We start from the raw sequence: 21,160 nt of genomic DNA, 5'->3' as shown, positions 1-21,160 counted from the left end.
TTCAGTCCGCCATCTCCGGCCCCATGGCCTCTTCGACGAGGGTGGCGGCATCCATCAGCAGCGTTTCGTCCGCCTCGCCATTCACCGGCATCTTGCCGATTTCAAGCATGATCGGCACGGCAAGCGGCGATATCTGCTCAAGGTTCTTATGCATGATTCGACCGCGGATGCGCGAGAGCATGTCGGCAAGTCTGCTGACATCGAGCAACCCGGTCGCGGCATCCGTACGGGTGGCGTGCAGCAGAATATGGTCGGGTTCATGGCTGCGCAACACGTCATAGATGAGGTCGGTCGAAACGGTCACCTGGCGGCCGCTTTTTTCCTTGCCGGGGTGGCGCTTTTCGATCAGTCCGGAAATCAGCGCGCAGTTGCGGAAGGTGCGCTTCAGCAGCCAGCTGTCGGCGAACCAGGCTTCGAGATCATCGCCCAGCATGTCTTGATCGAACAGCGTGGCCAGCGACGGTTTTCTGTTCTTGAACATCCAGCCCATGTCGGCCAGCGACCAGATGGCCAGCGCGTAATCGGTGGCCACGAAACCGACCGGCTTGGCGCCCGCCCGATCCAGCCGTCGCGTGAGCAGCATGCCGAGCGTCTGATGCGCAAGCCTGCCTTCGAATGGATAGGCAACGAGGTAATACCGGTTGCCGCGTGGGAAAGTCTCGATCAACAGGTCGTCGCGTTTCGGCAGCACGGACTTGTCCGCCTGGAACCGCAACCAATCCGCCACCTGTTCGGGCAGTTTCTTCCAACGTTGCGGGTCATCGAGCATGGCCCGCACCTGCTCGGCGAGATAGGTCGAAAGCGGGAATTTGCCGCCGCCATAATAGGGCACCTTCGCGTCGCTGCCGGGTGCGTTCGAGACGAAGCACTCGTTCTCGCGAATGCCTTCGAAACGCAGGATCTTGCCGGCGAACATGAAGGTGTCGCCATGCGTCAAAGTCTCCAGAAACGCTTCCTCGATCTTTCCCAGCACCCTGCCGCCGCGCGAGGCCGCCCCTCTGCTGCCGGCCTGGACGTAACGCACATTGAGCGCCGGCACTTCGATGATGGTGCCGACATTCAGCCTGTATTGCTGGGCGACGGCCGGATTTGAAACCCGCCATAAGCCTTCCTTGGTCTGACGGATGCGGGCATAGCGCTCGTAATTTCTCAGCGCGTAGCCGCCGGTGGCGACGAAGTCGATAACCCGGTCGAATGTCGGCCTGTCCAGGCTGGCGTAAGGCGCAGCCGTCCGTATCTCCTCAAAGAGCATATCGGCATGAAACGGCGCCCCGCAGGCGCAGCCCAGCACGTGTTGAGCCAAGACGTCCAGCCCGCCATTGACAAGCGGCGGCGTGTCCTGCGCGCCGAGATAATTGGCATCGAGCGCCGCCCGGCATTCCAGCACTTCGAAGCGGTTGGCCGGGATGAGAATCGCCTTTGAGGGCTCGTCCATACGATGGTTGGCACGGCCGATGCGCTGCGCGAGTCGGCTGGCGCCTTTCGGCGCACCGACATGCACGACCAGATCCACATCGCCCCAGTCGATGCCGAGATCCAGCGTCGAGGTAGCGACGATGGCGCGCAAAGCGTTTTCGCCCATGGCCTTCTCGACGCGGCGGCGCTGGGCGACATCAAGCGATCCGTGATGAAGCGCGATCGGCAGCGTGTCTTCATTGACGCGCCATAGCTCCTGGAACAAAAGCTCGGCCTGGCTGCGCGTATTGACGAACAGCAGCGTGGTCTTGTGCCGCTTGATCTCGCGATAGATCTCGGGAGTGGCGTAGCGGGCCGAGTGCCCGGCCCAAGGCACCCGTTCTTCTGAATCGAGGATTGATATCTCGGGCTTGGCACCGCCCGTGACGACGATGAGCTCGGACATGGCGCCGGGAGAAGCCTGACTGACCAGCCAACGCCGCAATTCGTCCGGCTCGGCCACGGTGGCTGACAGGCCTATGGTTTGCAACCCGGGCACAAAGGCGCGCAACCGCGCCAGGCCAAGTGCCAGCAGATGGCCGCGCTTGGAGGTGACCAACGAATGCAGTTCATCGAGCACGACATAGCGCAAATCCTCGAAGAAGCGCCTGGCGTCGTTCGAGGCGATCAGCAGCGCGAGTTGCTCGGGCGTGGTGAGCAGGATGTCGGGCGGTACAAGCTTTTGCCGCTGGCGCTTGTGCGAAGGCGTGTCGCCGGTGCGCGTTTCGATGGTGACGGGCAGTCCGATCTCCGCGACCGGCTTGCCGAGATTGCGCTCGATGTCGATGGCCAAAGCCTTGAGCGGCGAGATGTAGAGCGTGTGGATGCCGCGATGCGCCTGGCCTGGTTTTCGCTTGGGACGGTTGGCGAGCTCGGTCAGCGACGGCAGGAAGCCGGCCAATGTCTTGCCGGCGCCGGTCGGTGCGATCAGCAGCACCGATTGGCCGCTTTGAGCCTTCGCCAGCAACTCGAGCTGATGGACGCGCGGCGACCAGCCCTTTTCGCCGAACCATCTGACGAATGGCTCAGGCAGCAGGACAGCGGCATTCTGCTCGGCAAGGCGCGGCTGCTCGGTCACGCGCAAGAGGTAGCGCGGCGGCGCGCAATCGCCAAGGAAAATCGGAACAAAAAGGGATCATGGTTCCTCGCCCCGTTTACGGGGAGAGGATGCCGGCAGGCAGGTGAGGGGCTGCACCAATGTTCAGAGGTTAGCTTGGTCAGCGCGAGCAATCGCAGGTTCGCGCTGCCCCTCATCCGCCCTTAGGGCACCTTCTCCCCGTGAACGGGGAGAAGGAAAGATCAGGGCCTGCGAAACCCCGTCGGGCCGCCATAGAGATAGCCGATGCGATCGACCGCCTCTTTCAGCCCCTCGCGCGAGACCAGCATGGTGTGGCCATTAGCGTGGATCATGTCGCGAGCGTCGGTCATGATCGCGACGTGGCCTTTCCAGAAGACGAGGTCGCCTCGTCGAAGTCCGGCAAAGTCCGGACCCGGCTCGAACGGCGTGCCGATGCTCGCCGCCTGCATGTCGGAATCGCGCAGCACATTCTCGCCGGTCACGCGCATTGCCAACTGCACAAGCCCGGAACAGTCGATGCCGAAGCCGGAGACGCCACCCCAGAGATAGGGGGTCCCCAGGAAGGTTTCTGCGACGGTGACGTAGTCCTCGGCCCGCTCGGCGATCGGCCGCAGATGCCCGGCGATGATCGCCTGGCCGGAGGGCAGCAACGCATAATGCGTGCCGCGCGTTTCGGCCGAACCGGTCACGGCCACGGTCGAGCCCATCGACAGCTGTCCACTGATCGGAAAGCGCAGATCCGGTCCCGGATAGAGGAAGGTGCGCGGCACGCAGACGATGTGGGTGGGCGCATGGTCGCGCGCGCCAATCAGATTATCGGCCACATAGCCGACATAGCCGTCGCGTTCGGCCTGCACCCAAGCCCAGCCTTCGGCATCCTCGAACACCAGCACGTCGTCGCCGAACAGCGCCTGTGTGTTCACGCCCGCATCCGGGCGCGGCGCCTTGCGCAGATCGGCGACCGACACCGTGACCCGCGCCGGGCGGCCGGTGACGAAGCGGTCGGCGGCGACCTCCCCCTTCAGCCTCGCATCGGCAAGGTCGGAGCGGAAGGCATGAAGGCGGGCATCCCTGGCGGTCAAATCGATAAATCCAGTGGTCGGCAGTGAGGTCAGATGGGCAGTTCGTGCGCCCTGGCGACGATACCATCGCCGAAGCGCTCGACAAAGAGCGCGCCTTCCACCGTGCGCCGGATCAGCACGTTGCGCTTGTCAAGCTCATCGCGATGGCGCGAAACCAGCTTCAGCGCTCCCATCGTATCCAGCGCGCGGGTGATGACCGGCTTGGTGACGTTGAGTTTGGCGGCCAGCCCGCGCACCGTATGGGGCGGCGGATCGAGGTAGATGGTGAACAGGATCGCCGTCTGGCGCATGGTGAGATCCGGCGCGCCGTCGCGCACCTGGGCCAGCATCACCTGCTGCCACAGTCGCAAGGCCTGGCTCGGGCGCATCGAGATCGACATCGCCCAAGCATGCCGGCAAATTGTTTCGGTTCCGTTTCAGTGACGATTTGTTTTGTTCGACCATGATCTTATCCGAAAAACCGGTCCCACTTTTTGCCGCGCTAACCTCCGGTTCGGGATCATGGTCTAGCCAAAGCGATTGGCGATGACGCGCTCCAGCGCGCGGATGCCTTGCGCCTCGCCGCCGGTCAGGCCGTAGGAGCGGTCGGCCGGGTTCCAGGCGAAGATGTCGAAATGCGCCCAGCTGTGGGTCTTCTCGACGAAGCGCTTGAGGAAAAGGGCCGCGGTGATCGATCCGGCAAAGCCGTCCGTCGTCACATTGTTGATGTCGGCGATCCTTGAGGAAAGCTTCGCATCGTAGGGGCGCCACAAAGGCATGCGCCAGAGCGGATCCTCGACCGCGACCGATGCCTGGGTCAGATCGGCGGCAAGCGTCTCGTCAGCGGTGTAGAAAGGCGGCAAATCGGGCCCCAGCGCGACGCGGGCGGCACCGGTCAGCGTCGCCATGTCGATCAGCAAAGCGGGCTGTTCCTCATCGGCCAGCGCCAGCGCGTCGGCCAGGATCAGCCTGCCTTCGGCGTCCGTGTTGCCGATCTCGACAGTGATGCCCTTGCGGCTGCGCAACACGTCGCCGGGCCGGAAGGCATTGCCGGCGATCGAATTCTCGACGGCGGGGATCAGCACGCGCAGCCGGACATTGAGTTTCGCCGCCATGATCATGGAGGCGAGGCCCAGCACGTTGGCGGCGCCGCCCATGTCCTTCTTCATCAGAAGCATGCCCGACGACGGCTTGATGTCGAGGCCGCCGGTATCGAAGCAGACGCCCTTGCCGACCAGCGTCACCTTCAGCGCATCGCCCGGCCCCCAGCTCATGTCGATCAGCCGCGGCGCGCCGGTCGAGGCCCGGCCCACGGCGTGGATCATCGGGAAGTTCCGCGCCAGGAGATCGTCGCCATGGATCACGGCGATATCGGCGCCATGAGCGGCCGCCAGCTTTCGGGCGGCTTCTTCCAGCTCGACCGGACCGAGGTCGCTGGTCGGCGTGTTGACGAGGTCGCGCGCCAGGAACACGCTGTCGGCGACGCGGCGGACATGCGCGGCGTCGACGCCGTCGGGAAGCGCAAAGCGCAGAGCCTTGCCGGGCTTCTTGCCGTAACGTGTAAAGACATAGCCGCCCAGGACAAGCGCGAGCGCCGCGAGTTCGGGCTGCGCCGGGCCCGACGCGAAATGCCAGTCGCCTTCTGGCAGAGCCCTTGCGAGCGCGCCGAGGGCAAGGGCGCCGTCGCCGTCGCCGATACCGAACAGCGCGCCGGCAAGGCCGCCGCCCTCGCCCGGCAGGACCAGCGTGCGCCCTGCCTCGCCAGAAAAACCGTTGGCCCTCGCCCAGGCGATAGCGGGCGGCGGCAACGCCGCGGCTTCAAGGGCGTCCGTTGCCACCAGATAGACAGGCAAGGCGGCTTCCGGCTTCTGCTCGACGAGTTCGACAGGCATGCAATGATCTCCGGCCGAACTGCTGAGTCGGCGCTTCTTAACGGTCCGTTAGGGTTAACAGAATATTTCTGCGGGAGGGAAGACGGCCAGCCAATGGCCGCACAGGAATGGAGACCGGGCGCCGATGCCTACCAAAGCGTTGAACCTTACAGCCAAGCGTCTGATCACCACGGCCTTCATGGCGGCGCTTGCGGCCAGCGTGGCCGGTTGCGGCAGCACCAGCAAGTTCACCACGGGTTCCATCTCCCGCTCCGACAGCAGGCCGCTGGAAACGATGTCGTCCAGCGAATTGCGTACCGCCACGTCCAGGCTCGGCCAATCCTACGCCCGCAGTCCGAACGACAAGCGCATCGCGATGAACTTCGCGGCGGCGCTGCAGATGGACGGCGACGCCGACCAGTCGCTGGCGGTGATGCGCAAGCTGGCGATCGCCTATCCCAAGGATCGCGAAGTGCTTGCGGCCTATGGCAAGGCGCTTGCCGCCAACGGCCAGTTCGAGCCGGCCCTCGATGCCGTGCGGCGCGCGCAGACGCCCGAATATCCGGACTGGAAGCTGGTCTCGGCGGAAGCCGCCATTCTCGACCAGATGGGACAGAAGGACGAAGCGCGGCAGGACTATCGCAAGGCGCTGGAACTGAAGCCGAACGAGCCCTCGGTGCTGTCCAATCTCGGCATGTCCTATGTGCTCGAAGGCGACCTGCGCACGGCGGAGACCTATATGCGCTCGGCCGCGCAGCAGCCCGGCGCCGACAGCAGGGTGCGGCAGAACCTCGCGCTGGTCGTCGGGCTGCAGGGCCGCTTCGACGAGGCCGAGAAGATCGCCTCGCAGGAACTGTCGCCCGAACAGGCGCAGGCCAACGTCGCCTATCTGCGCCAGATGCTCGCCCAGCAGAATGCCTGGAGCCAGCTGAAGGATCAGGACAAGGACAAGGCGAAAGTCGCCACGAACTGACGGACGCTGCCAAGCGCCGACCGCTTCGACAATGAAAAAAGCCGCGCGGGGGTCCGCGCGGCTTTTTTTCATTGATGCGAACGGCCCGCCTACTGGCTGGAGGAGCTGTGCTGGTCGCCGAAGATGCCGCGCTGGCTGACCTGGATGCCGGCCGGACCCAGGATGATGGCGAACAGAACCGGCAGGAAGAACAGGATCATCGGCACGGTGAGCTTTGGCGGAAGTGCGGCGGCCTTCTTCTCGGCGGCGTTCATGCGCATGTCGCGGCTTTCCGAGGCGAGCACGCGCAGCGCGTGCGCCACCGGCGTGCCGTAGCGTTCGGCCTGGACCAGGGCCTGCGACACCGACTTCACCGATTCCAGGCCGGTGCGGCTTGCCAGGTTCTCATAGGCGATCTTGCGATCCTGCAGATAGGACAGCTCTGCATTGGTGAGCACGAATTCCTCGGCGAGCGCCACCGACTGCGTGCCGATTTCGTCGGCAACCCTGCGCAAGGCCGCTTCCACCGACATGCCGGATTCCACGCAGATCAGCATCAGGTCGAGCGCGTCCGGCCAGGCCAGCTGGATCGACTGCTTGCGCTTGGTCGCGCGGTTGTTGACGTAGAGGATCGGCGTGTAGAAGCCGCCATAGGCGACAACGACACAGACGAACAGCTTGATGAAAGCCGGTTGCTGCGGCAGGCCGCCGAGCACGAACAGATAGATGGCCGCCAAGGCAAAACCGACGAATGGCAGGACCAGGCGAAAGAAGAGAAAACGCGTCAGCGGGTTCTGGCCGCGGAAGCCCGCGACCTTGAGCTTCTGGATCGTGCTTTCATCGGCAAGCGCGCGCCTCAGATCCAGGCGGTCGACGATGTTGCGCATGCCGATGGACTGTTCCTCGCGCAGGCCCTTGCGGCGGCGGTCGGCCTCGTTGGCCAGTCGCGTACGCTGCTCGGCGCGCAATTTGTCGCGTTCGAGCGCCACGCTCTTCATGCGCGACTTGAGCGACGTGCCGCCGAACGCCGGCATGAGCGTGAAGACGGTCGCGAACACGGCAATGCCGACCAGCATCGCGATCAGGAAGGAAGGGTCTGTGAGTGTTTTGACGACCTGCTCTGTCACTGGATCCGCGCCCCTAGACTTCGAAGTTCATCATCTTGCGCATCACCAGGATGCCGATCGACATCCACACACCCGAGCAGCCGAGGATCAGGTTGCCGACGTTGGTGGTGAACAGCGGCATGATGTAGTTCGGGCTCGACAGATAGACGAGGAAGGCGACGACGAAGGGCAAGGCGCCGATGATGACGGCCGATGCCTTGGCTTCCATCGACAGCGCCTGGACCTTGGCCTTCATCTTCTTGCGGTCGCGCAGGACGCGCGAAAGGTTGCCCAGCGCCTCGGACAGATTGCCGCCGGCCTGTGACTGAATCTGGATGACGATGCCGAAGAAGCCGGCCTCGCTGCACGGCATCGTCTCGGTCATGCGCATGGCGGCGTCGGGCACCGACATGCCCATCTGCTGGGAATCGACGATGCGGCGGAATTCGGACCGGACCGGTTCGGGCGATTCGTTGGCGATCAGGCGGATCGCATCGTTGAGCGGCAGGCCGGACTTGACCGCGCGCACGATGATGTCGAGCGCGTTCGGAAATTCTTCCAGGAAGGCCTTGACGCGACGCGTGCGGCGAAACGACACGAACCAGCGCGGCAGGCCGAGGCCGCCCACCAGCAGGGCACCGGGCAGAGCCCATAGAGGCGCGCCGAGGAAAAAGAGAACGGCCGTCAGGATGATCCCGCAGACAGCGGAATAGATATAGAAACGCTCGATCGGAACCTGCATGCCGGCTTGGCGGATCTGAGTCTTCAGCGGCGGTTTCTTGACGTTGCGATCGTTGGTCTTCTGTTTCTCGTCGAGCTGCTTCAGCGAGTCCTGGACGTTTTTTCGCCGCTTGACCGCTTCCGCTGCGCGGTCGCGCGTCGCTTTCACCACCGACCGGTCGGTTTCGGCTGTCTTGACGGTCTGAAGCCGCTTGCCGGCCTGCTTCTCGTTGTCGATGCGCGTGAACAGAAAAGCATAGGCCACCGCGCCGGCGCTGAAGCCGGCGAGCACGATGAAAGCCAGTACAGTGGTGTCAATTCCGAACATCGACCTGGATCCCCAGGGCATTTCGCCGTTCCAATGAAACGGCGAACCGACCTATCTCTTTGTTTAGACGCAATTCCGGGCGGAAAACCGCTTCACACTTTTCCTGGAATTGCTTCAGACCTCCAGCTGCATCAGTCAGCGCGTTTCTCCATCGCCTCGAGCGCGTTGGCGAGGCGCTGTTCCTCGCCATAGTAGCGGGCGCGGTCCCAGAAATGCGGACGGCCGATGCCTGTCGACACGTGCTCGCCGACCAGCCGGCCGCCGGCGTCTTCGCCCTTGATGTTGTAGAGCACAAGATCCTGGGTGATGATGACGTCGCCTTCCATGCCGACCACCTCGGTGATGTGGGTGATGCGGCGCGAGCCGTCGCGCAGGCGGGCCGCCTGGATGATCACGTCGATCGAGCCGACGATGATCTCGCGCACCGTGCGCTGCGGCAGTGAATAGCCGCCCATGGCGATCATCGATTCCATACGGTTGAGGCATTCGCGCGGGCTGTTCGAGTGGATCGTTCCCATCGAGCCGTCGTGACCGGTGTTCATCGCCTGCAGCAGGTCGAACACTTCCGGTCCGCGCACCTCGCCGACGATGATCCGCTCCGGCCGCATGCGCAGGCAGTTCTTGACTAGATCGCGCATGGTCACCTCGCCCTCGCCCTCGAGATTGGGCGGCCGGGTTTCGAGACGGACCACATGCGGCTGCTGCAGCTGCAGTTCCGCCGAATCCTCGCAGGTGATGACGCGCTCCTCGCGGTCGATATAGTTGGTCAGGCAGTTGAGCAGCGTCGTCTTGCCGGAGCCTGTGCCGCCCGAGATGACGATGTTGCAGCGGACACGCCCGATAATCTTGAGAACCTCCGCGCCTTGCGGCGAGATGGCGCCGAACTTGACCAACTGGTCCAGCGTCAGCTTGTCCTTCTTGAATTTGCGGATGGTGAGCGCAGTGCCGTCGATCGAGAGCGGCGGCGCGATGACGTTGACACGCGAGCCGTCGGGAAGGCGCGCGTCGCAGATCGGGCTCGATTCATCGACGCGGCGGCCGACCTGGCTGACGATGCGCTGGCAGATGTTGAGCAGCTGCTGGTTGTCGCGGAAGCGGACGCCGGTCTGCTCGACCCTGCCGTTGACTTCGATGTAGACGTTCTTGGAGCCGTTGACCATGATGTCGGCTATGTCGTCGCGGGCAAGCAGCGGCTCCAGCGGTCCATAGCCCAGAACGTCGTTGCAGATGTCCTCGAGCAGCTCTTCCTGCTCGGAAATCGACATTGCGAAGTTCTTGATCGCGATGATGTCATTGACGATGTCGCGGATTTCCTCGCGTGCGCTCTCGGGATCGAGCTTGGCGAGCTGTGACAGGTCGATCGTGTCGATGAGTGCGGAGAAAACCTGGCTCTTGGTGTCGTAATAGGTTTCCGAGCGCTCGCGCTGGACCTTTCTTGGCGGCTCCGGCGCCATAGGCGGCGGCTCGACAGGACGGCGCACCGGCTGGGCGGCGGGCGGGCTGGAGTTCGGCGCAGCCGGCCGCTCGGCCGTCATCGTCCCCGTCGAAGCGGGCGCGGCGGGAGCAGCTGCCGGCGGGCGGAATTCGGGCGTTGCCCGGCTGCCGTCGTCTTTGCCTCTTTTACCAAACATGATCGACTACCCGATGCCGCTCAATCAGCGTCACTTCTTGTTGCGCGACAGCTTGCCGAGGATCGAGCCCAGGCCTGCCTTCTTCTTTGCCTTGATTTCGCTGCGTCCGGTCAGCACATGCGCTATTTCATTGATGGTGGTGACGACCGGGCTCTTTGCGTCCATCTCGCTCAGCATACGGCCGTTGTTGGCGGCATTGCCGAATAGCAGCGGTTCGAAGTTGATCACGGCCATCGGCGTGATGCCGAGCGGTTCGGCGAAATCGGACGCCGCGATCTCGGGCCGTTTCGGTACCCCCGCCTGGTTGATGATCAGCTTCGGCGGCGGATCGTTCGGACGCAACCGCTTCAGCATGTCAACCATGTTCTTGGTGTTGCGAAGATTTGCGAGCTCGGGCGTGGCCGTGATGACGATCTCGTCCGCCTTGATCAGCGTGCTCTTCGTCCACCCGCTCCAGACGTGAGGGACATCGAGGACCAGCAGGGGCGCGCTGCGCTGCGCTGTCTCTATGATCTGCGAGAAGGCCTCGGAGTCGAAATCATAGACGCGCTCGAGCGTGGAGGGAGCCGCGAGTAGCGACAGATGCTCGGCGCATTGCGCAAGCAGACGGTCGAGATAGACCTCGTCGACCCGCTCGGGCGAAAACACCGCCTCGGCGATGCCTTGCGCCGGATCCTGGTCGAAATTGATGTTGGCGGTGCCGAAGGCGAGATCGAGATCGGCGATGACGACTTCGGACTTGAACAGCGAAGACATAGCCCAGGCGACATTGTGAGCGATGGTCGACGAGCCGACGCCGCCCTTGGCGCCGATGAACGCGATCGACCGGCCGATCGGCTCCGATTCCGGATCGACGAAGATCGACGACACGACGCTGACGATGTCGGTCATCGAGACCGGCGCGATGACATATTCGGAAATACCGGACCGGATAAGCTCGCGATAGAGCCCGACATCATTGTAGTGGCCGATGACCACGACCTTGGAGGACGGATCGCAATATTCCGCGAGCTGGCCGAGTTGTTCGAGCAACTGCTGCGGTTCGCTGCGCGATTCCAGCAGGATGAGGTTCGGTGTCGGCGCGGACTGGTAGAACTCGATCGCGGTCGGGATGCCGCCCATATGGACTTTGAGATGGGCCTTGGCCATCCGGCGATCCTCGCCGGCGCGCTCGACGGGATTGGCGACCCCCTCGGTCTCGCAGAAGGCCTGGATCGAAATGCGCGGCACGGGACGCAGCGCCTGCATGGCGGCGATGTCCTGCTGCGAAAGGTCGCCGGTTTCCGCGGGCGTGTCGTAGGCAAGATTGCTCATCGTCATGCTCTTTCCGTGACTGGTCTCTTCGTCGTCCGGCGCGGCTCAGTAGGTTACTTCCGAATTGCTGAGGAATTCGTTCGAAATGCCTCTCGAGCGATAAAGGTCGATTACTGCGCCCCGGTTCTCGGCATCGATATCGGACTGCTTGCGCGGCCCGAGCAGATCGTTGGGATTAGCCACCTGTGCGGCGATGTTGTTCTGGTACGAGCAGCCGAAGTCGGCGTAGTGCTTGTTCTCCGACGTCTCCAGAATGTCGTCGGGCCAACGCCCGCATTTGTCGGTCTGGGCCCTCACCGCGACGAAGGCGACGCGCACCGGCGCGGACGCCTCCGGCACATCCGACTGATAGGACGTCATGACGATGCGGTTGCGCTTGATGCCCGCCGCCATGGCGACCCGTGCGAAGTCGCGTCCCGCCACCAGTGCCGCCACCTCGTTGGCCGAGCCTCGCGGGATTGCGATGGTCAGCGACGGAGCGGCTCCCTTGTCGTAGCCGTCGAGAAAACCGAGCAGCGTATCGCGCTGCGCGCCGGTCATGCCGCGATCGCCGGCGCCGACCGGCAGGTCGATCTTCTGGTTCTTCTCGGCGATGACGATCGGATGGGTCGTGCGATAATCGTCCGGTATCGACCCGACCGTGACGCTGTCGCGGTTGGCGCAACCTGCGAGCGATGCCGCAAGCATAACCGCCAGTGCCGGTACCATCTGCCGACGGATCCTCGCGATACCGGATGCTGTCCGGACCGTCATGACCTTCGATGCTGACTTGGACATATCCGCATTCCCACTCATTTGTAGATGAAGCCAACGACGCCGTGGTAGCGACCCGGCGGTCGGTCGGTCTGCATGGTGCCGTAGACGCGGTTGACGCGGCCAAGGAACATGGCGGCGCCATCGCTTGCCGCGTTGAAGTTGTCGTCCGGCTTGGCCAGGTCGTTGCGCGCCACCGGCCGCGTCAGATAGGGCGTGATGATGATGACGAGCTCGCTCTCGTTGCGCACGAAATCGCGGCTGCGGAACAGCGTGCCAAGGACGGGAATTTTGGTCAGCCCGGGTAGGCCGTCCACGGCCTGCCGGACATCGTCGCGGACGAGACCGGCGATCATCATGGAGCCGCCGGATGGCAATTCCACCGTGGTGTCCGCCAAGCGTTTGCGCAGCGATATGATATTCGTGTCGCCTAGCGCGAACGACCCTTCGGTAGTGGGCTCTGAAACCGCGGTTCTAACCTTGAGGCTGATGCGACCGGCAGACAGCACCACCGGCTGGAACTCCAACCCGATGCCGTATTCGACCTTGTCTGCCGTCCATGTCCTTTCGCCAGTCTGATTGTCTGTCGATTTGTTGTTGGTGACGGTACTCACCATGTTGTACTCGCCACCGACCTTGAACGTCGCCTTCTCGCCCGAAACGGCGGTCAGTGTCGGCTCTGCCAGCGTCTTCATGACGCCAGATTGTTCCATGGCGTTGATGGTGCCCTGTAGAGACGAACTTTTGAAGTCGAAGCCGGAGCTGGACAACGGCTTGCCGAGGCCGGGATAGGTGTCGACGGCGGAGCCAAAGGTTATGCCGTTGGTGCTCCCGTTCCCTACCATATTGACGCCGAGCTGCTTCATCACCGAGCGGCTGACTTCGGCGACGGTAACCTTGAGCGTCACCTGATCGTCGCCGATGATCTGCAGGAGGTTGACGATCTTGGAGGTCCGGCGCTCCTGGTCGGGATTGTTGATGTCGACGCCGCCATTGACCGAGCCGCCGGCGGCGGTCTGCGAATATTGACCCGTCGTCGCTTCACCGCCGGATACGAAGATGGTTGCGAGGTCGACGGCGCGCTTGGAATCGAGCGGCGTGTCGACCATGCCCGTCAGGACAACGTTGTCGTTGAGAAGCTCGACCTTGATCTGCGAGGACGGGATGAAGCGCTTGAGATAGTCTTCCAGCCCGGCGACGTCGCGTTCGACGGCCAGATCCAGGCTGACGATCTGCTCGCCATTGGGGCCGAAAACGAAGATGTTGGTTTCGCCGACGGCCTTGCCGAACAGGTAGATGCGCCGCGCCGTGCGGGTCACGGCATCGGCAACCGCCGGATTGGCGACGAGGATATCGTAGGCGTCGCTCGGCAAGTCGATGACCACGGATTTGTTGAGGCCGAGCTTGACGCGCTGCGTGGCGACGGAAGCCGAGACGCCGGCGCCCGCGGCTTTGGCTTCGACCAGTCCCGGGGCACCGGTGCCGAGCAGGAGAAAACCGATCGCCGCGGCGGCCAGGAAGGGCAGCAGTTTACCGTTTGGCCTCATTTCCTTGCTCCCACCTCGGAAACCTCGCCGGACTTGATCAGCCGCACGGTTCCGCGTCGGCCGTTGCCATTGACCAGATAGTCGGCTTCGTCCGTATTCTTTTCATGGATGTCGGTGATCGGGCGCAGTGCCAGTGTCAGGCGGTCCGCCATCTGCTGCGCCACCGTGATGATCTCGGCCTGCTGCGGCGTCAGCTCCAGCGTCGCGGTCTGGCCGACCCTGGTCTTCTTGCCTTCCTCGTCTTCCTGGATGGTCTGGTCGATGGCCAGCACGCGGATGTTCTTGAGGATCGTCTCGGTGTTGAAGCCGCTGCCGCCGTTGCCGGTGTCGGCGCGGCGGGTCATGATGACGTCGACGAAGTCGTTGGGCAGGATGAAGCCGCCGGCGGACGTGTCGGCCGATATCGCGGTCGCGACTGCGCGCGTGCCGGAAGGCAGGATCGACGACATGAAGCTCTGTCCCTCGCCGACCAGCTTGGAGCGCCGCAACGGCTCGCCGGTATACATGGCTACGCGGGCGACCGAGCCCTTGAGCTTTTCGACCGCGTCAGGCTCGGCGGCGCGCGTGATGAAGTTGGCGTTGACGCCATCGGCCGGCCATTCTTCCCAGCTGATGTTGGTGCCGAGCTGGCTGCCCATCGACACGTCACCGGAAAGCACCAGCACATCCTGCAATGCGATCGCCGGCTGCTTGGGCGCATCGACAATGACCTGAGGCGGCGGCGCCACGACCATGTTCTTCGCCACGTAGCCCGCGCCACCCGCCGCGACCGCAGCCACGCCCAGAATAATCAATCGGGATGCTGGCATTCGTCCGAAACCCTTCGCCTCGTGGCAAACCACCTCGCCAGGCCGGACTTTGCAGCTGCAATCGTCAAAACAAGGTTAATGTAATGCTTACGATCGTGATTAATTTAAGGTTTACTCAAATTGGATGGAACGGCCCCGCCGTTAACAAAAAAGGCGGCTAGGCCGCCTCGGGATCGCCGACATCTATATCGCCAGAGGCCTAAGGCGCGTGGCGGAATTCAGACCACGCGATTCAAGTCTTTGCTTGATGCATGTCGTTGTCCCAGAACCGCTGCGCACTTCTGGGCGACATGCATTCAGGCCGTGAGCCTCGCCAGCGCCCAGACCATCAGCGGCGAATCCGGGAAAGTGATCAGTCCACCCGCGCCAAGCGCGATGCCATAGGGGATGCCAACGCTCTCGTCCGCGAAATGGCGCAGAAATCGGCTGTGGCCGGTGTACATGACGAGCGGCGATTTCCGGTAAGCAAGGATTGCGAGGGTAAGCAGGCCGCCGATGAAAGCCGACGTCACCAGATAGCCGATCAGGTTGATGTTGAGGCCCATCCATAGTGCGGTCGCGGCCAGAAGCTTGGCGTCGCCGCCGCCCATGCCGCCGAGCGCAAAAAGGCCGAAGGTCGTGGCAAGTACGAGGGCGCCGGCAACGAAGTGCCAGCCATAGGTTGCCCAGTCCATGCCGGTGAGCGGCGCGACAAGCGCGAATGTCGCCACCAACAACACGGGAACACGGTTGGCGATCGTCATCGACAAGGCGTCCGAGACCGCAGCGAACAGCATGCAGAAAGGAAAGACGACGAAGATCACGGCTTCAAGCATGGATGCGGCGTGCCTGTGGCATGTTTTCAGCGTCATCCTAGGCGCGCTGGATTAACGATCGATGAGGCCGGACGATCAAAATCGGCCGACTGCATGAAAAAGGGCCGCCAGTTGGCGGCCCTTTTCCTTCTGTCGAAAAGGCGCGATACGCGGCCTTGTTACGGAGCCGTGGCGCCGTTGAGGGTGGCGGCGATGTTGGCGAACTTGGCGTTCAGCGCGCCGCCGAGCTGGGTAGCGCCAACCATGATGGCGAGCGCGATGAGAGCGGCGATCAGACCGTATTCGATGGCGGTCGCGCCGGATTCGTCCTTCACGAAACGTGCAATGAGGTTAGACATTCGAGAGCTCCTACTCCACGTGTTACAGCACTTCCGTCAACTTTTCTCTTGCGGTTGATCGGATGCTGCAAATCTATGGAGAAGCCGTTTCGATCGGCTTAATAAACAGCCTTACCGATTCCTTTCCGGTGGCGAACGCGCTGTGTGGTTAACCGTGGCCTAAACATCGCCAGCCAGCTCGGCCTCCCGGAAACCGGCGCTTGTGCAATACTCCTAAAACAATAAGCACCACCGACGCATGACGCGCCACGCGAGCCGATCCTTAATCATGGCCAGGCCGGCTTAACCGTTGGTTCACCAATCTCGTTCATGTTCCGTTGAAGAATCTGCCCGCCGGGAGCGCTTCAATGACGTTGTCGAGATCGCTGTTTCCAGTCGCCGCGCTGCTGGCAACTGCCGCCTTGGTCATGCCGGCCAGGGCCGGCGCGGGTATAGAAGTCACCATGAACCAGGCCAAGATCGTCAAATTGTCACGCGCGGCCGACACGGTCGTCATCGGCAATCCGGCGATCGCCGACGCCGCCGTGCAGGACGCCTCGACCATCGTCCTCACCGGCAAGGGCTTCGGTGTCACCAATATGGTCGTGCTCGATTCGGACGGCAGTCCGATCATCGATGAACAGGTGACCGTCGTGCGACAAGCCGCCTCCTCGGTGCGCATCTACAGACGCGCCGAAGTCCAGACCATGTCCTGCACGCCCTATTGCGAGAGCGCGTTCAAGAGCGAGGCCGAGAAGGCTTCCGAATCCGAAATGAGCGCCGGTCACTGAGCCCTGCGAGCGCGAACCCACGGGCATTAAAGACAGCTTAAAGCTTGCCCGACGAATTTAACGATCATCCAAACCGGACCTCAATGGGTTTTCGCTAACCTTGCCGCCGGTACCGCAAAGGGGACCGGCAGGAACTTTGATATGAGCAAGGATGCCTCATCCGGCAACGGCATGGACAGCAAGGCGCACGCCAAAGCCCACCCCGGCTTCTTCAGCGACAGGCGCGGCAGCACGGCGATGGAATTCGCGATGCTTGCCATCCCGTTCGCGCTTCTCGTCTTCGCCATCCTCGAGAGCTGCATCTCGTTCGCCGGCCAGGAGGTGATGGCCAACGTCACCGACGATGTCGCCCGCCAGTTGCGCACCGGGCAGCTTCAGCAGAACAACGTCACCGAAGCCTCGATCAAGCAACTGATCTGCAATCGCCTGCAGATCATGGTTTCCAACAACTGCACCGATACCGGGCCAAATGCTCCACTGCTAGTCGATCTGCGCGAATATTCGAGCTTCGCGGACGCCGCGACGGCGGGTTTCAAGATCGTGAGCGGCGATATCGTGCTGACGCAGGGCGCGAACACGATGTCTCCTACAGTCTCGCCCGGACTGGCGGAATCCATCAACATGCTGCGGGTGTTCTACAAATGGCCGGTGATGACCGATTTCCTGGCCAAGTCGATGGCAAATCTGAAGGACAGCAAAACGCTGCATTTCGCGTCCGTGACCTGGCAGAACGAACCGTTCGACGACAATTGAGACTGCTCGACAGCTAAGCCGCGGGCGTGGAGGACGATATGCATAGTGCGGGGGCACTCGGGGGGATTTTGGCGAGGATGGAGCGGTTTTGCCGCGATCGCCGCGGCGTCGCGGCGATCGAGTTCGCGTTCATCGTGCCGGTGCTCCTCATCATGTATTTCATCACGATGGAGGCCTCGCAGGCCATCGAGACCAGCAAGAAGGTCAGCCGCATCGGCAGCATGGTCGCGGACCTCGTCACCCAGCAGCAGACCGTCGTGAAGGCGAATCTCGATGCAATGATGAAGATCGGTACATCGACGCTGCAGCCTTACAACCGTTCATTGCCGACGATCATCATCACAGGCATACAGATCACCGACGAAGCATCGCCGAGGGTGCAGGTTGCATGGTCGCGCAAGGTGGTGGGCACCACCTACAGTGCCGATGCGGCCGTCAACGCGACCACCACGGTGCCGGCGACGCTGATAATCCGCAACACCTTCCTGGTCCGCGTGGAGAGCGACCTCGGCTACAAGCCGATCATCACCTGGTCCGCCAGCAATTCGCAGACGCTCGGGCTGACCTCTGCCTTCAACAACATATCGATGAGCGAAACCTATTATCTAAGGCCGCGCCGGAGTCCGACGATTCCCTGCAGCGACTGCTGACACGCTATTCCTGCCCTGCCGTTTCCTTCCGCACGATCGCCACGGCCATCGCATAGTCCTTCCGCGCGGCCGGCCTGAAACCCCCGGAATGCGCGCCCTCGAGCAGGTCGTACACATCGGGCGTCTGGGACCTGAGACTGGTCAGGAAGACCGTCAGTCGCCGCTTTGCCTCCGGATCGAGATCGCTGCGGACGGCGTGCGGGCCATAGCGCAACAGGCCCGAGGTCCATAACACCCGAAGCGACGCCTCGGGGATGCCGGCAGCCTCCAGCCGCGCGACGGTGCCCTCGGAACGGGCGGACCGGCCATCGGCATCGGCCGGTTCCCAGCCGAACAGCGCGTCGGCTTCGCCGCCGCTCAGCATCGTTTCGGCCGCGGTGGCCGAAGCCGCGCGCGCCAGGAAGGGCGAATCCCGCGCGATCTTGACGCCTTCGGCCGACAGCGCCGCCATCGGCAGCAGCGCGCCGCCGACATTCTCGACCGGCGCAATCGCGATCCGGTGCGAAGCGATCGCCGCAAGGTCCGGAAGCCTGCCGTCGCGCGTCACCAAGACGGAACGGATGCCGACGGCGCCGTCGGCATCGACCGGCGCCACCAGCGGTTCGACGCAGCCGCAGCGCTCCGAGGCCGTGGCATAGGCAAGAGCCGAATAGACCGCATACTGCACGCGCCCGCTCGCCTGCGCCTCGATCAACGCCGCGTAGTCGCGCGCAACGACGAACTCGACCTTCATGCCGAGCGCATTGGCATAGGCGTCGGTCAGGCGCGCGAGCCCGGGGACGGTGTTGCCGCCGCCCGGTTCGGCAACGACGCCGATGCAGAACGTGCCGATGTCGTCACGCCAGTCGGCGCGTGTCGGCCCGGCGGCGGCGCCGAACGCCGCGAGAGCTGCCGCGCACATTCTCACGGCCTGCCTTGCCGCGGTTCTGCCGCGCCTTGCCATACCTGCTTCGCTCCCGCCGCATCCGCGTCTCGCCGCAACTATGGCGCCAAGCCATTGCGGTTTGGTTTCCGATTTGCCAACGCTGCCGGGGAACCTTATGTCTGGCAGCCAGGACTGACAACAAAGATACCCATGGCGCGCGCGTTCCTGTTCGTTCTCGATTCTTTTGGCATCGGCGGCGCGGCCGACGCAGAACGCTATGGCGATGCCGGAGCCGACACGTTCGGACATATTTTTCAGGCCTGCGCTGACGGTCGCGCCGATCGGGAAGGTTTGCGCAACGGGCCGCTGGCCGTGCCCAACATGATGTCGCTCGGTCTTGGCCGAGCGGCGCAGACGGCGACCGGGCTCACGTTCGACGTCGATACGCCGTTGCTTGCCTCGTCCTTCCACGGGGCCGCCCAGGAAGTGTCGAGCGGCAAGGATACGCCCTCCGGCCACTGGGAAATCGCCGGCCTGCCGGTGCGCTTCGACTGGGGCTATTTCCCCGACACCGTGCCTGCCTTCCCGGCCGAACTGACCGAAACGATCATCCGCGAAGGCAAGGTGCCGGGAATCCTCGGCAATTGCCATGCACCCGGAACCGAGATCATCGAACGGCTCGGCGAAGAGCATATCCGCACCGGCAAACCGATCTGCTACACGTCGGTCGATTCCGTGCTGCAAATCGCGGCGCATGAAACGCATTTCGGCCTGGAGCGGCTTTATGAGCTTTGCCTCACGGTGCGTCGGCTGGTCGATCCGCTCAAGATCGGGCGCGTGATCGCGCGACCTTTCGTGGGCGAGACGCCCGTCACCTTCCAGCGCACCCACAACCGCCGCGACTATGCGGTGCCGCCGCCGGAGCCGACCCTGCTCGACCGGCTGACCGGGCGCGGCAGCAAGGTCATCGCCGTCGGCAAGATCGGCGACATCTTCGCCCATCGCGGCATTTCGGAAGTGCGCAAGGCCGGCGGCAACATGGCGATGTTCGACAAGGCGCTCGGCGCGATGGACGACGCCGGCGACGGCGACCTGGTCTTTGCCAATTTCGTCGATTTCGACACCGAGTTCGGTCACCGGCGCGACGTCGCCGGCTATGCCGGCGCGCTCGAGGCGTTCGACCGACGGCTGCCGGAGGCGCTGTCGCGCATCGGGCCGGGCGACCTCCTGATCCTCACCGCCGACCATGGCAACGATCCGACCTGGCGCGGCACCGACCATACGCGCGAACGCATTCCGGTGATCGGCACCGGGCCGGGGCTGGCGGGCGGCGACATCGGGCTCAGGCCGACCTTCGCCGATATAGGCGAAACCGTCGCGGACCACCTCGACCTGGCGGCCGGTCGCCACGGAACATCCTTCCTCGCAACAATAGGCGGCCATGCCTGAGCTGCCCGAAGTCGAAACCGTCCGGCGCGGGCTGCAGCCGGTCTTGGAAGGGGCGCGGCTCGTCAAGGTCGAGGCGCGCAGGCCCGACCTTCGCTTTCCTTTTCCCGAACGCTTTTCGGAGCGGCTTACCGGCAAGACCGTGACGGCGCTTGGCCGGCGCGCCAAATACCTGACGATGCATATCGAGAACGGCCCGGTTCTGATCTGTCATCTCGGCATGTCGGGATCGTTCCGCGTCGAAGCCGCCGCAGGCAGCGACATCCCCGGCGCCTTCCACCACGAGCGCTCGAAAAGCGCCGCGCACGACCATGTCGTCTTCGACGTCGTCTCGCCGAAGCACGAGCGCTCCCGCGTCGTCTTCAACGACCCGCGCCGCTTCGGCTTCATGCTGTTTGCCGAAGGGGCGCCGGACACGCATCCGATGCTGGCTGGGCTCGGCATCGAGCCGACCGGCAACGCGCTCGACGGTCCCCTGCTAGCCTCGCTGCTGAAGGATCGCAGATCGCCGCTCAAGGCGGCACTGCTCGATCAGCGGCTGATCGCCGGACTCGGCAATATATATGTGGCGGAGGCCTTGTGGCGCGCGGGCCTCTCGCCGTTGCGCGAAGCCGGCACCATCGCCGGGTCGGCCAAGAAGGCGAAAGAGCAAAGCGCGCGCCTTGCCGAGGCGATCCGCTCGGTCATTGCCGACGCGATCGCCGCCGGCGGCTCCTCGCTGCGCGACTATGTCCAGGCCGACGGATCGCTCGGCTATTTCCAGCATTCCTTCGCGGTTTACGATCGCGAGGGCGAGCCATGTCCGAAGCCAGGCTGCCGCGGCCACATCGAGCGCATCGTGCAAAGCGGCCGCTCGACCTTCTATTGCCGGACCTGTCAGCGGTGAGCTAGGAACGGT

At 63.6% G+C, this 21,160-nt stretch carries 20 protein-coding genes; 6 read left to right on the top strand and 14 right to left on the bottom strand.

What is annotated here, in order from left to right; translation table 11 throughout:
* Position 1 precedes the first annotated feature (1 nt).
* From FJW07_RS02325 to FJW07_RS02310, 4 genes are all read right to left on the bottom strand, one after another.
* Positions 2-2,533: a ligase-associated DNA damage response DEXH box helicase gene (locus FJW07_RS02325; RefSeq protein WP_140782263.1), complete on the bottom strand. Its 2,532-nt coding sequence runs from the start codon at positions 2,531-2,533 to the stop codon at positions 2-4.
* Positions 2,534-2,754: 221 nt separating this feature from the next.
* Positions 2,755-3,615 carry an NlpC/P60 family protein gene (locus FJW07_RS02320; RefSeq protein WP_140854173.1) on the bottom strand — a complete coding sequence of 287 codons (861 nt, stop codon included), beginning with the start codon at positions 3,613-3,615 and terminating at the stop codon, positions 2,755-2,757.
* Positions 3,616-3,644: 29 nt separating this feature from the next.
* Positions 3,645-3,995: a MarR family winged helix-turn-helix transcriptional regulator gene (locus tag FJW07_RS02315; protein ID WP_140782196.1), complete on the bottom strand. Its 351-nt coding sequence runs from the start codon at positions 3,993-3,995 to the stop codon at positions 3,645-3,647.
* A gap of 126 nt (positions 3,996-4,121) precedes the next feature.
* Positions 4,122-5,486 carry a leucyl aminopeptidase family protein gene (locus FJW07_RS02310; protein ID WP_140854171.1) on the bottom strand — a complete coding sequence of 455 codons (1,365 nt, stop codon included), beginning with the start codon at positions 5,484-5,486 and terminating at the stop codon, positions 4,122-4,124.
* Between the two features lie 124 nt (positions 5,487-5,610).
* On the opposite strand from FJW07_RS02310, the gene FJW07_RS02305 reads away from it, so the two are divergent.
* On the top strand, positions 5,611-6,438 hold the full coding sequence (locus FJW07_RS02305; RefSeq protein WP_140656286.1) for a tetratricopeptide repeat protein: 828 nt from the start codon (positions 5,611-5,613) through the stop codon (positions 6,436-6,438).
* A gap of 89 nt (positions 6,439-6,527) precedes the next feature.
* On the opposite strand, the gene FJW07_RS02300 is transcribed toward FJW07_RS02305, so the two are convergent.
* From FJW07_RS02300 to FJW07_RS02260, 9 genes are all read right to left on the bottom strand, one after another.
* Positions 6,528-7,544, bottom strand: coding sequence for a type II secretion system F family protein (locus FJW07_RS02300; RefSeq protein WP_140645301.1), 1,017 nt, complete (start codon positions 7,542-7,544; stop codon positions 6,528-6,530).
* 13 nt (positions 7,545-7,557) lie between these two features.
* Complete coding sequence (locus tag FJW07_RS02295; RefSeq protein ID WP_140645302.1) at positions 7,558-8,571, bottom strand: type II secretion system F family protein; 1,014 nt, start codon at positions 8,569-8,571, stop codon at positions 7,558-7,560.
* A gap of 131 nt (positions 8,572-8,702) precedes the next feature.
* The gene (locus FJW07_RS02290) at positions 8,703-10,202 is read right to left on the bottom strand and encodes a CpaF family protein (RefSeq protein WP_140854169.1); all 1,500 of its coding nucleotides are present in this window, start codon (positions 10,200-10,202) and stop codon (positions 8,703-8,705) included.
* A 30-nt stretch (positions 10,203-10,232) separates the two neighbouring features.
* Complete coding sequence (locus tag FJW07_RS02285; RefSeq protein ID WP_181175225.1) at positions 10,233-11,516, bottom strand: CpaE family protein; 1,284 nt, start codon at positions 11,514-11,516, stop codon at positions 10,233-10,235.
* 45 nt (positions 11,517-11,561) lie between these two features.
* Complete coding sequence (locus tag FJW07_RS02280) at positions 11,562-12,293, bottom strand: CpaD family pilus assembly protein (RefSeq protein ID WP_140854167.1); 732 nt, start codon at positions 12,291-12,293, stop codon at positions 11,562-11,564.
* A gap of 14 nt (positions 12,294-12,307) precedes the next feature.
* Positions 12,308-13,816 (bottom strand): type II and III secretion system protein family protein, encoded by a 1,509-nt coding sequence (locus FJW07_RS02275; protein ID WP_140854165.1) that lies wholly within the window; start codon positions 13,814-13,816, stop codon positions 12,308-12,310.
* Entirely contained in the window at positions 13,813-14,625 is an 813-nt protein-coding gene (gene cpaB, locus FJW07_RS02270) for a Flp pilus assembly protein CpaB (protein WP_140854163.1), read from the bottom strand. Before cpaB ends, FJW07_RS02275 begins: the two co-directional genes overlap by 4 nt.
* Before the next feature lie 296 nt (positions 14,626-14,921).
* Positions 14,922-15,440: a prepilin peptidase gene (locus tag FJW07_RS02265; protein ID WP_140854161.1), complete on the bottom strand. Its 519-nt coding sequence runs from the start codon at positions 15,438-15,440 to the stop codon at positions 14,922-14,924.
* Positions 15,441-15,598: 158 nt separating this feature from the next.
* Complete coding sequence (locus tag FJW07_RS02260) at positions 15,599-15,778, bottom strand: Flp family type IVb pilin (RefSeq protein WP_095765933.1); 180 nt, start codon at positions 15,776-15,778, stop codon at positions 15,599-15,601.
* Positions 15,779-16,125: 347 nt separating this feature from the next.
* On the opposite strand from FJW07_RS02260, the gene FJW07_RS02255 reads away from it, so the two are divergent.
* The 3 genes from FJW07_RS02255 to FJW07_RS02245 all read left to right on the top strand — a co-directional run bounded on the left by FJW07_RS02255 (position 16,126) and on the right by FJW07_RS02245 (position 17,951).
* On the top strand, positions 16,126-16,548 hold the full coding sequence (locus FJW07_RS02255; protein WP_140854159.1) for a pilus assembly protein N-terminal domain-containing protein: 423 nt from the start codon (positions 16,126-16,128) through the stop codon (positions 16,546-16,548).
* A gap of 171 nt (positions 16,549-16,719) precedes the next feature.
* Positions 16,720-17,301 (top strand): TadE/TadG family type IV pilus assembly protein, encoded by a 582-nt coding sequence (locus FJW07_RS02250; protein WP_140854425.1) that lies wholly within the window; start codon positions 16,720-16,722, stop codon positions 17,299-17,301.
* Between the two features lie 77 nt (positions 17,302-17,378).
* A complete protein-coding gene (locus FJW07_RS02245) occupies positions 17,379-17,951 on the top strand; it encodes a TadE/TadG family type IV pilus assembly protein (RefSeq protein WP_246672412.1) in 573 nt (190 codons plus the stop codon).
* A 4-nt stretch (positions 17,952-17,955) separates the two neighbouring features.
* Here FJW07_RS02245 and FJW07_RS02240 read toward each other — a convergent pair whose 3' ends face one another.
* Positions 17,956-18,852 carry a PhnD/SsuA/transferrin family substrate-binding protein gene (locus FJW07_RS02240; protein ID WP_140854155.1) on the bottom strand — a complete coding sequence of 299 codons (897 nt, stop codon included), beginning with the start codon at positions 18,850-18,852 and terminating at the stop codon, positions 17,956-17,958.
* A gap of 174 nt (positions 18,853-19,026) precedes the next feature.
* Between FJW07_RS02240 and FJW07_RS02235 the strand changes: the two genes are divergently transcribed.
* Positions 19,027-20,265, top strand: coding sequence for a phosphopentomutase (locus FJW07_RS02235; protein WP_140854153.1), 1,239 nt, complete (start codon positions 19,027-19,029; stop codon positions 20,263-20,265).
* Positions 20,258-21,148 carry a bifunctional DNA-formamidopyrimidine glycosylase/DNA-(apurinic or apyrimidinic site) lyase gene (gene mutM / locus FJW07_RS02230; protein ID WP_140854151.1) on the top strand — a complete coding sequence of 297 codons (891 nt, stop codon included), beginning with the start codon at positions 20,258-20,260 and terminating at the stop codon, positions 21,146-21,148. Before FJW07_RS02235 ends, mutM begins: the two co-directional genes overlap by 8 nt.
* Positions 21,149-21,160: the final 12 nt, after the last annotated feature.

Source organism: Mesorhizobium sp. B3-1-9 (genome assembly GCF_006439595.1).
Lineage (GTDB): Bacteria > Pseudomonadota > Alphaproteobacteria > Rhizobiales > Rhizobiaceae > Mesorhizobium.
Note: the sequence above shows the minus strand (reverse complement) of the source record. Positions and strands in the feature narration are given on the sequence as shown.

What these genes read in the sequence shown, in the direction of transcription:
- FJW07_RS02245 (WP_246672412.1), top strand. Translation starts at nt 17,379, where the DNA reads ATGGAGCGGTTTTGCCGCGATCGCCGCGGCGTCGCGGCGATCGAGTTC.
- FJW07_RS02280 (WP_140854167.1), bottom strand. Translation starts at nt 12,293, where the DNA reads ATGTCCAAGTCAGCATCGAAGGTCATGACGGTCCGGACAGCATCCGGT.
- FJW07_RS02240 (WP_140854155.1), bottom strand. Translation starts at nt 18,852, where the DNA reads ATGTGCGCGGCAGCTCTCGCGGCGTTCGGCGCCGCCGCCGGGCCGACA.
- FJW07_RS02255 (WP_140854159.1), top strand. Translation starts at nt 16,126, where the DNA reads ATGACGTTGTCGAGATCGCTGTTTCCAGTCGCCGCGCTGCTGGCAACT.
- FJW07_RS02285 (WP_181175225.1), bottom strand. Translation starts at nt 11,516, where the DNA reads ATGAGCAATCTTGCCTACGACACGCCCGCGGAAACCGGCGACCTTTCG.
- FJW07_RS02260 (WP_095765933.1), bottom strand. Translation starts at nt 15,778, where the DNA reads ATGTCTAACCTCATTGCACGTTTCGTGAAGGACGAATCCGGCGCGACC.
- cpaB (WP_140854163.1), bottom strand. Translation starts at nt 14,625, where the DNA reads ATGCCAGCATCCCGATTGATTATTCTGGGCGTGGCTGCGGTCGCGGCG.
- FJW07_RS02295 (WP_140645302.1), bottom strand. Translation starts at nt 8,571, where the DNA reads ATGTTCGGAATTGACACCACTGTACTGGCTTTCATCGTGCTCGCCGGC.
- FJW07_RS02235 (WP_140854153.1), top strand. Translation starts at nt 19,027, where the DNA reads ATGGCGCGCGCGTTCCTGTTCGTTCTCGATTCTTTTGGCATCGGCGGC.
- FJW07_RS02290 (WP_140854169.1), bottom strand. Translation starts at nt 10,202, where the DNA reads ATGTTTGGTAAAAGAGGCAAAGACGACGGCAGCCGGGCAACGCCCGAA.
- FJW07_RS02315 (WP_140782196.1), bottom strand. Translation starts at nt 3,995, where the DNA reads ATGTCGATCTCGATGCGCCCGAGCCAGGCCTTGCGACTGTGGCAGCAG.
- FJW07_RS02250 (WP_140854425.1), top strand. Translation starts at nt 16,720, where the DNA reads ATGGACAGCAAGGCGCACGCCAAAGCCCACCCCGGCTTCTTCAGCGAC.
- mutM (WP_140854151.1), top strand. Translation starts at nt 20,258, where the DNA reads ATGCCTGAGCTGCCCGAAGTCGAAACCGTCCGGCGCGGGCTGCAGCCG.
- FJW07_RS02305 (WP_140656286.1), top strand. Translation starts at nt 5,611, where the DNA reads ATGCCTACCAAAGCGTTGAACCTTACAGCCAAGCGTCTGATCACCACG.
- FJW07_RS02275 (WP_140854165.1), bottom strand. Translation starts at nt 13,816, where the DNA reads ATGAGGCCAAACGGTAAACTGCTGCCCTTCCTGGCCGCCGCGGCGATC.
- FJW07_RS02310 (WP_140854171.1), bottom strand. Translation starts at nt 5,486, where the DNA reads ATGCCTGTCGAACTCGTCGAGCAGAAGCCGGAAGCCGCCTTGCCTGTC.
- FJW07_RS02265 (WP_140854161.1), bottom strand. Translation starts at nt 15,440, where the DNA reads ATGCTTGAAGCCGTGATCTTCGTCGTCTTTCCTTTCTGCATGCTGTTC.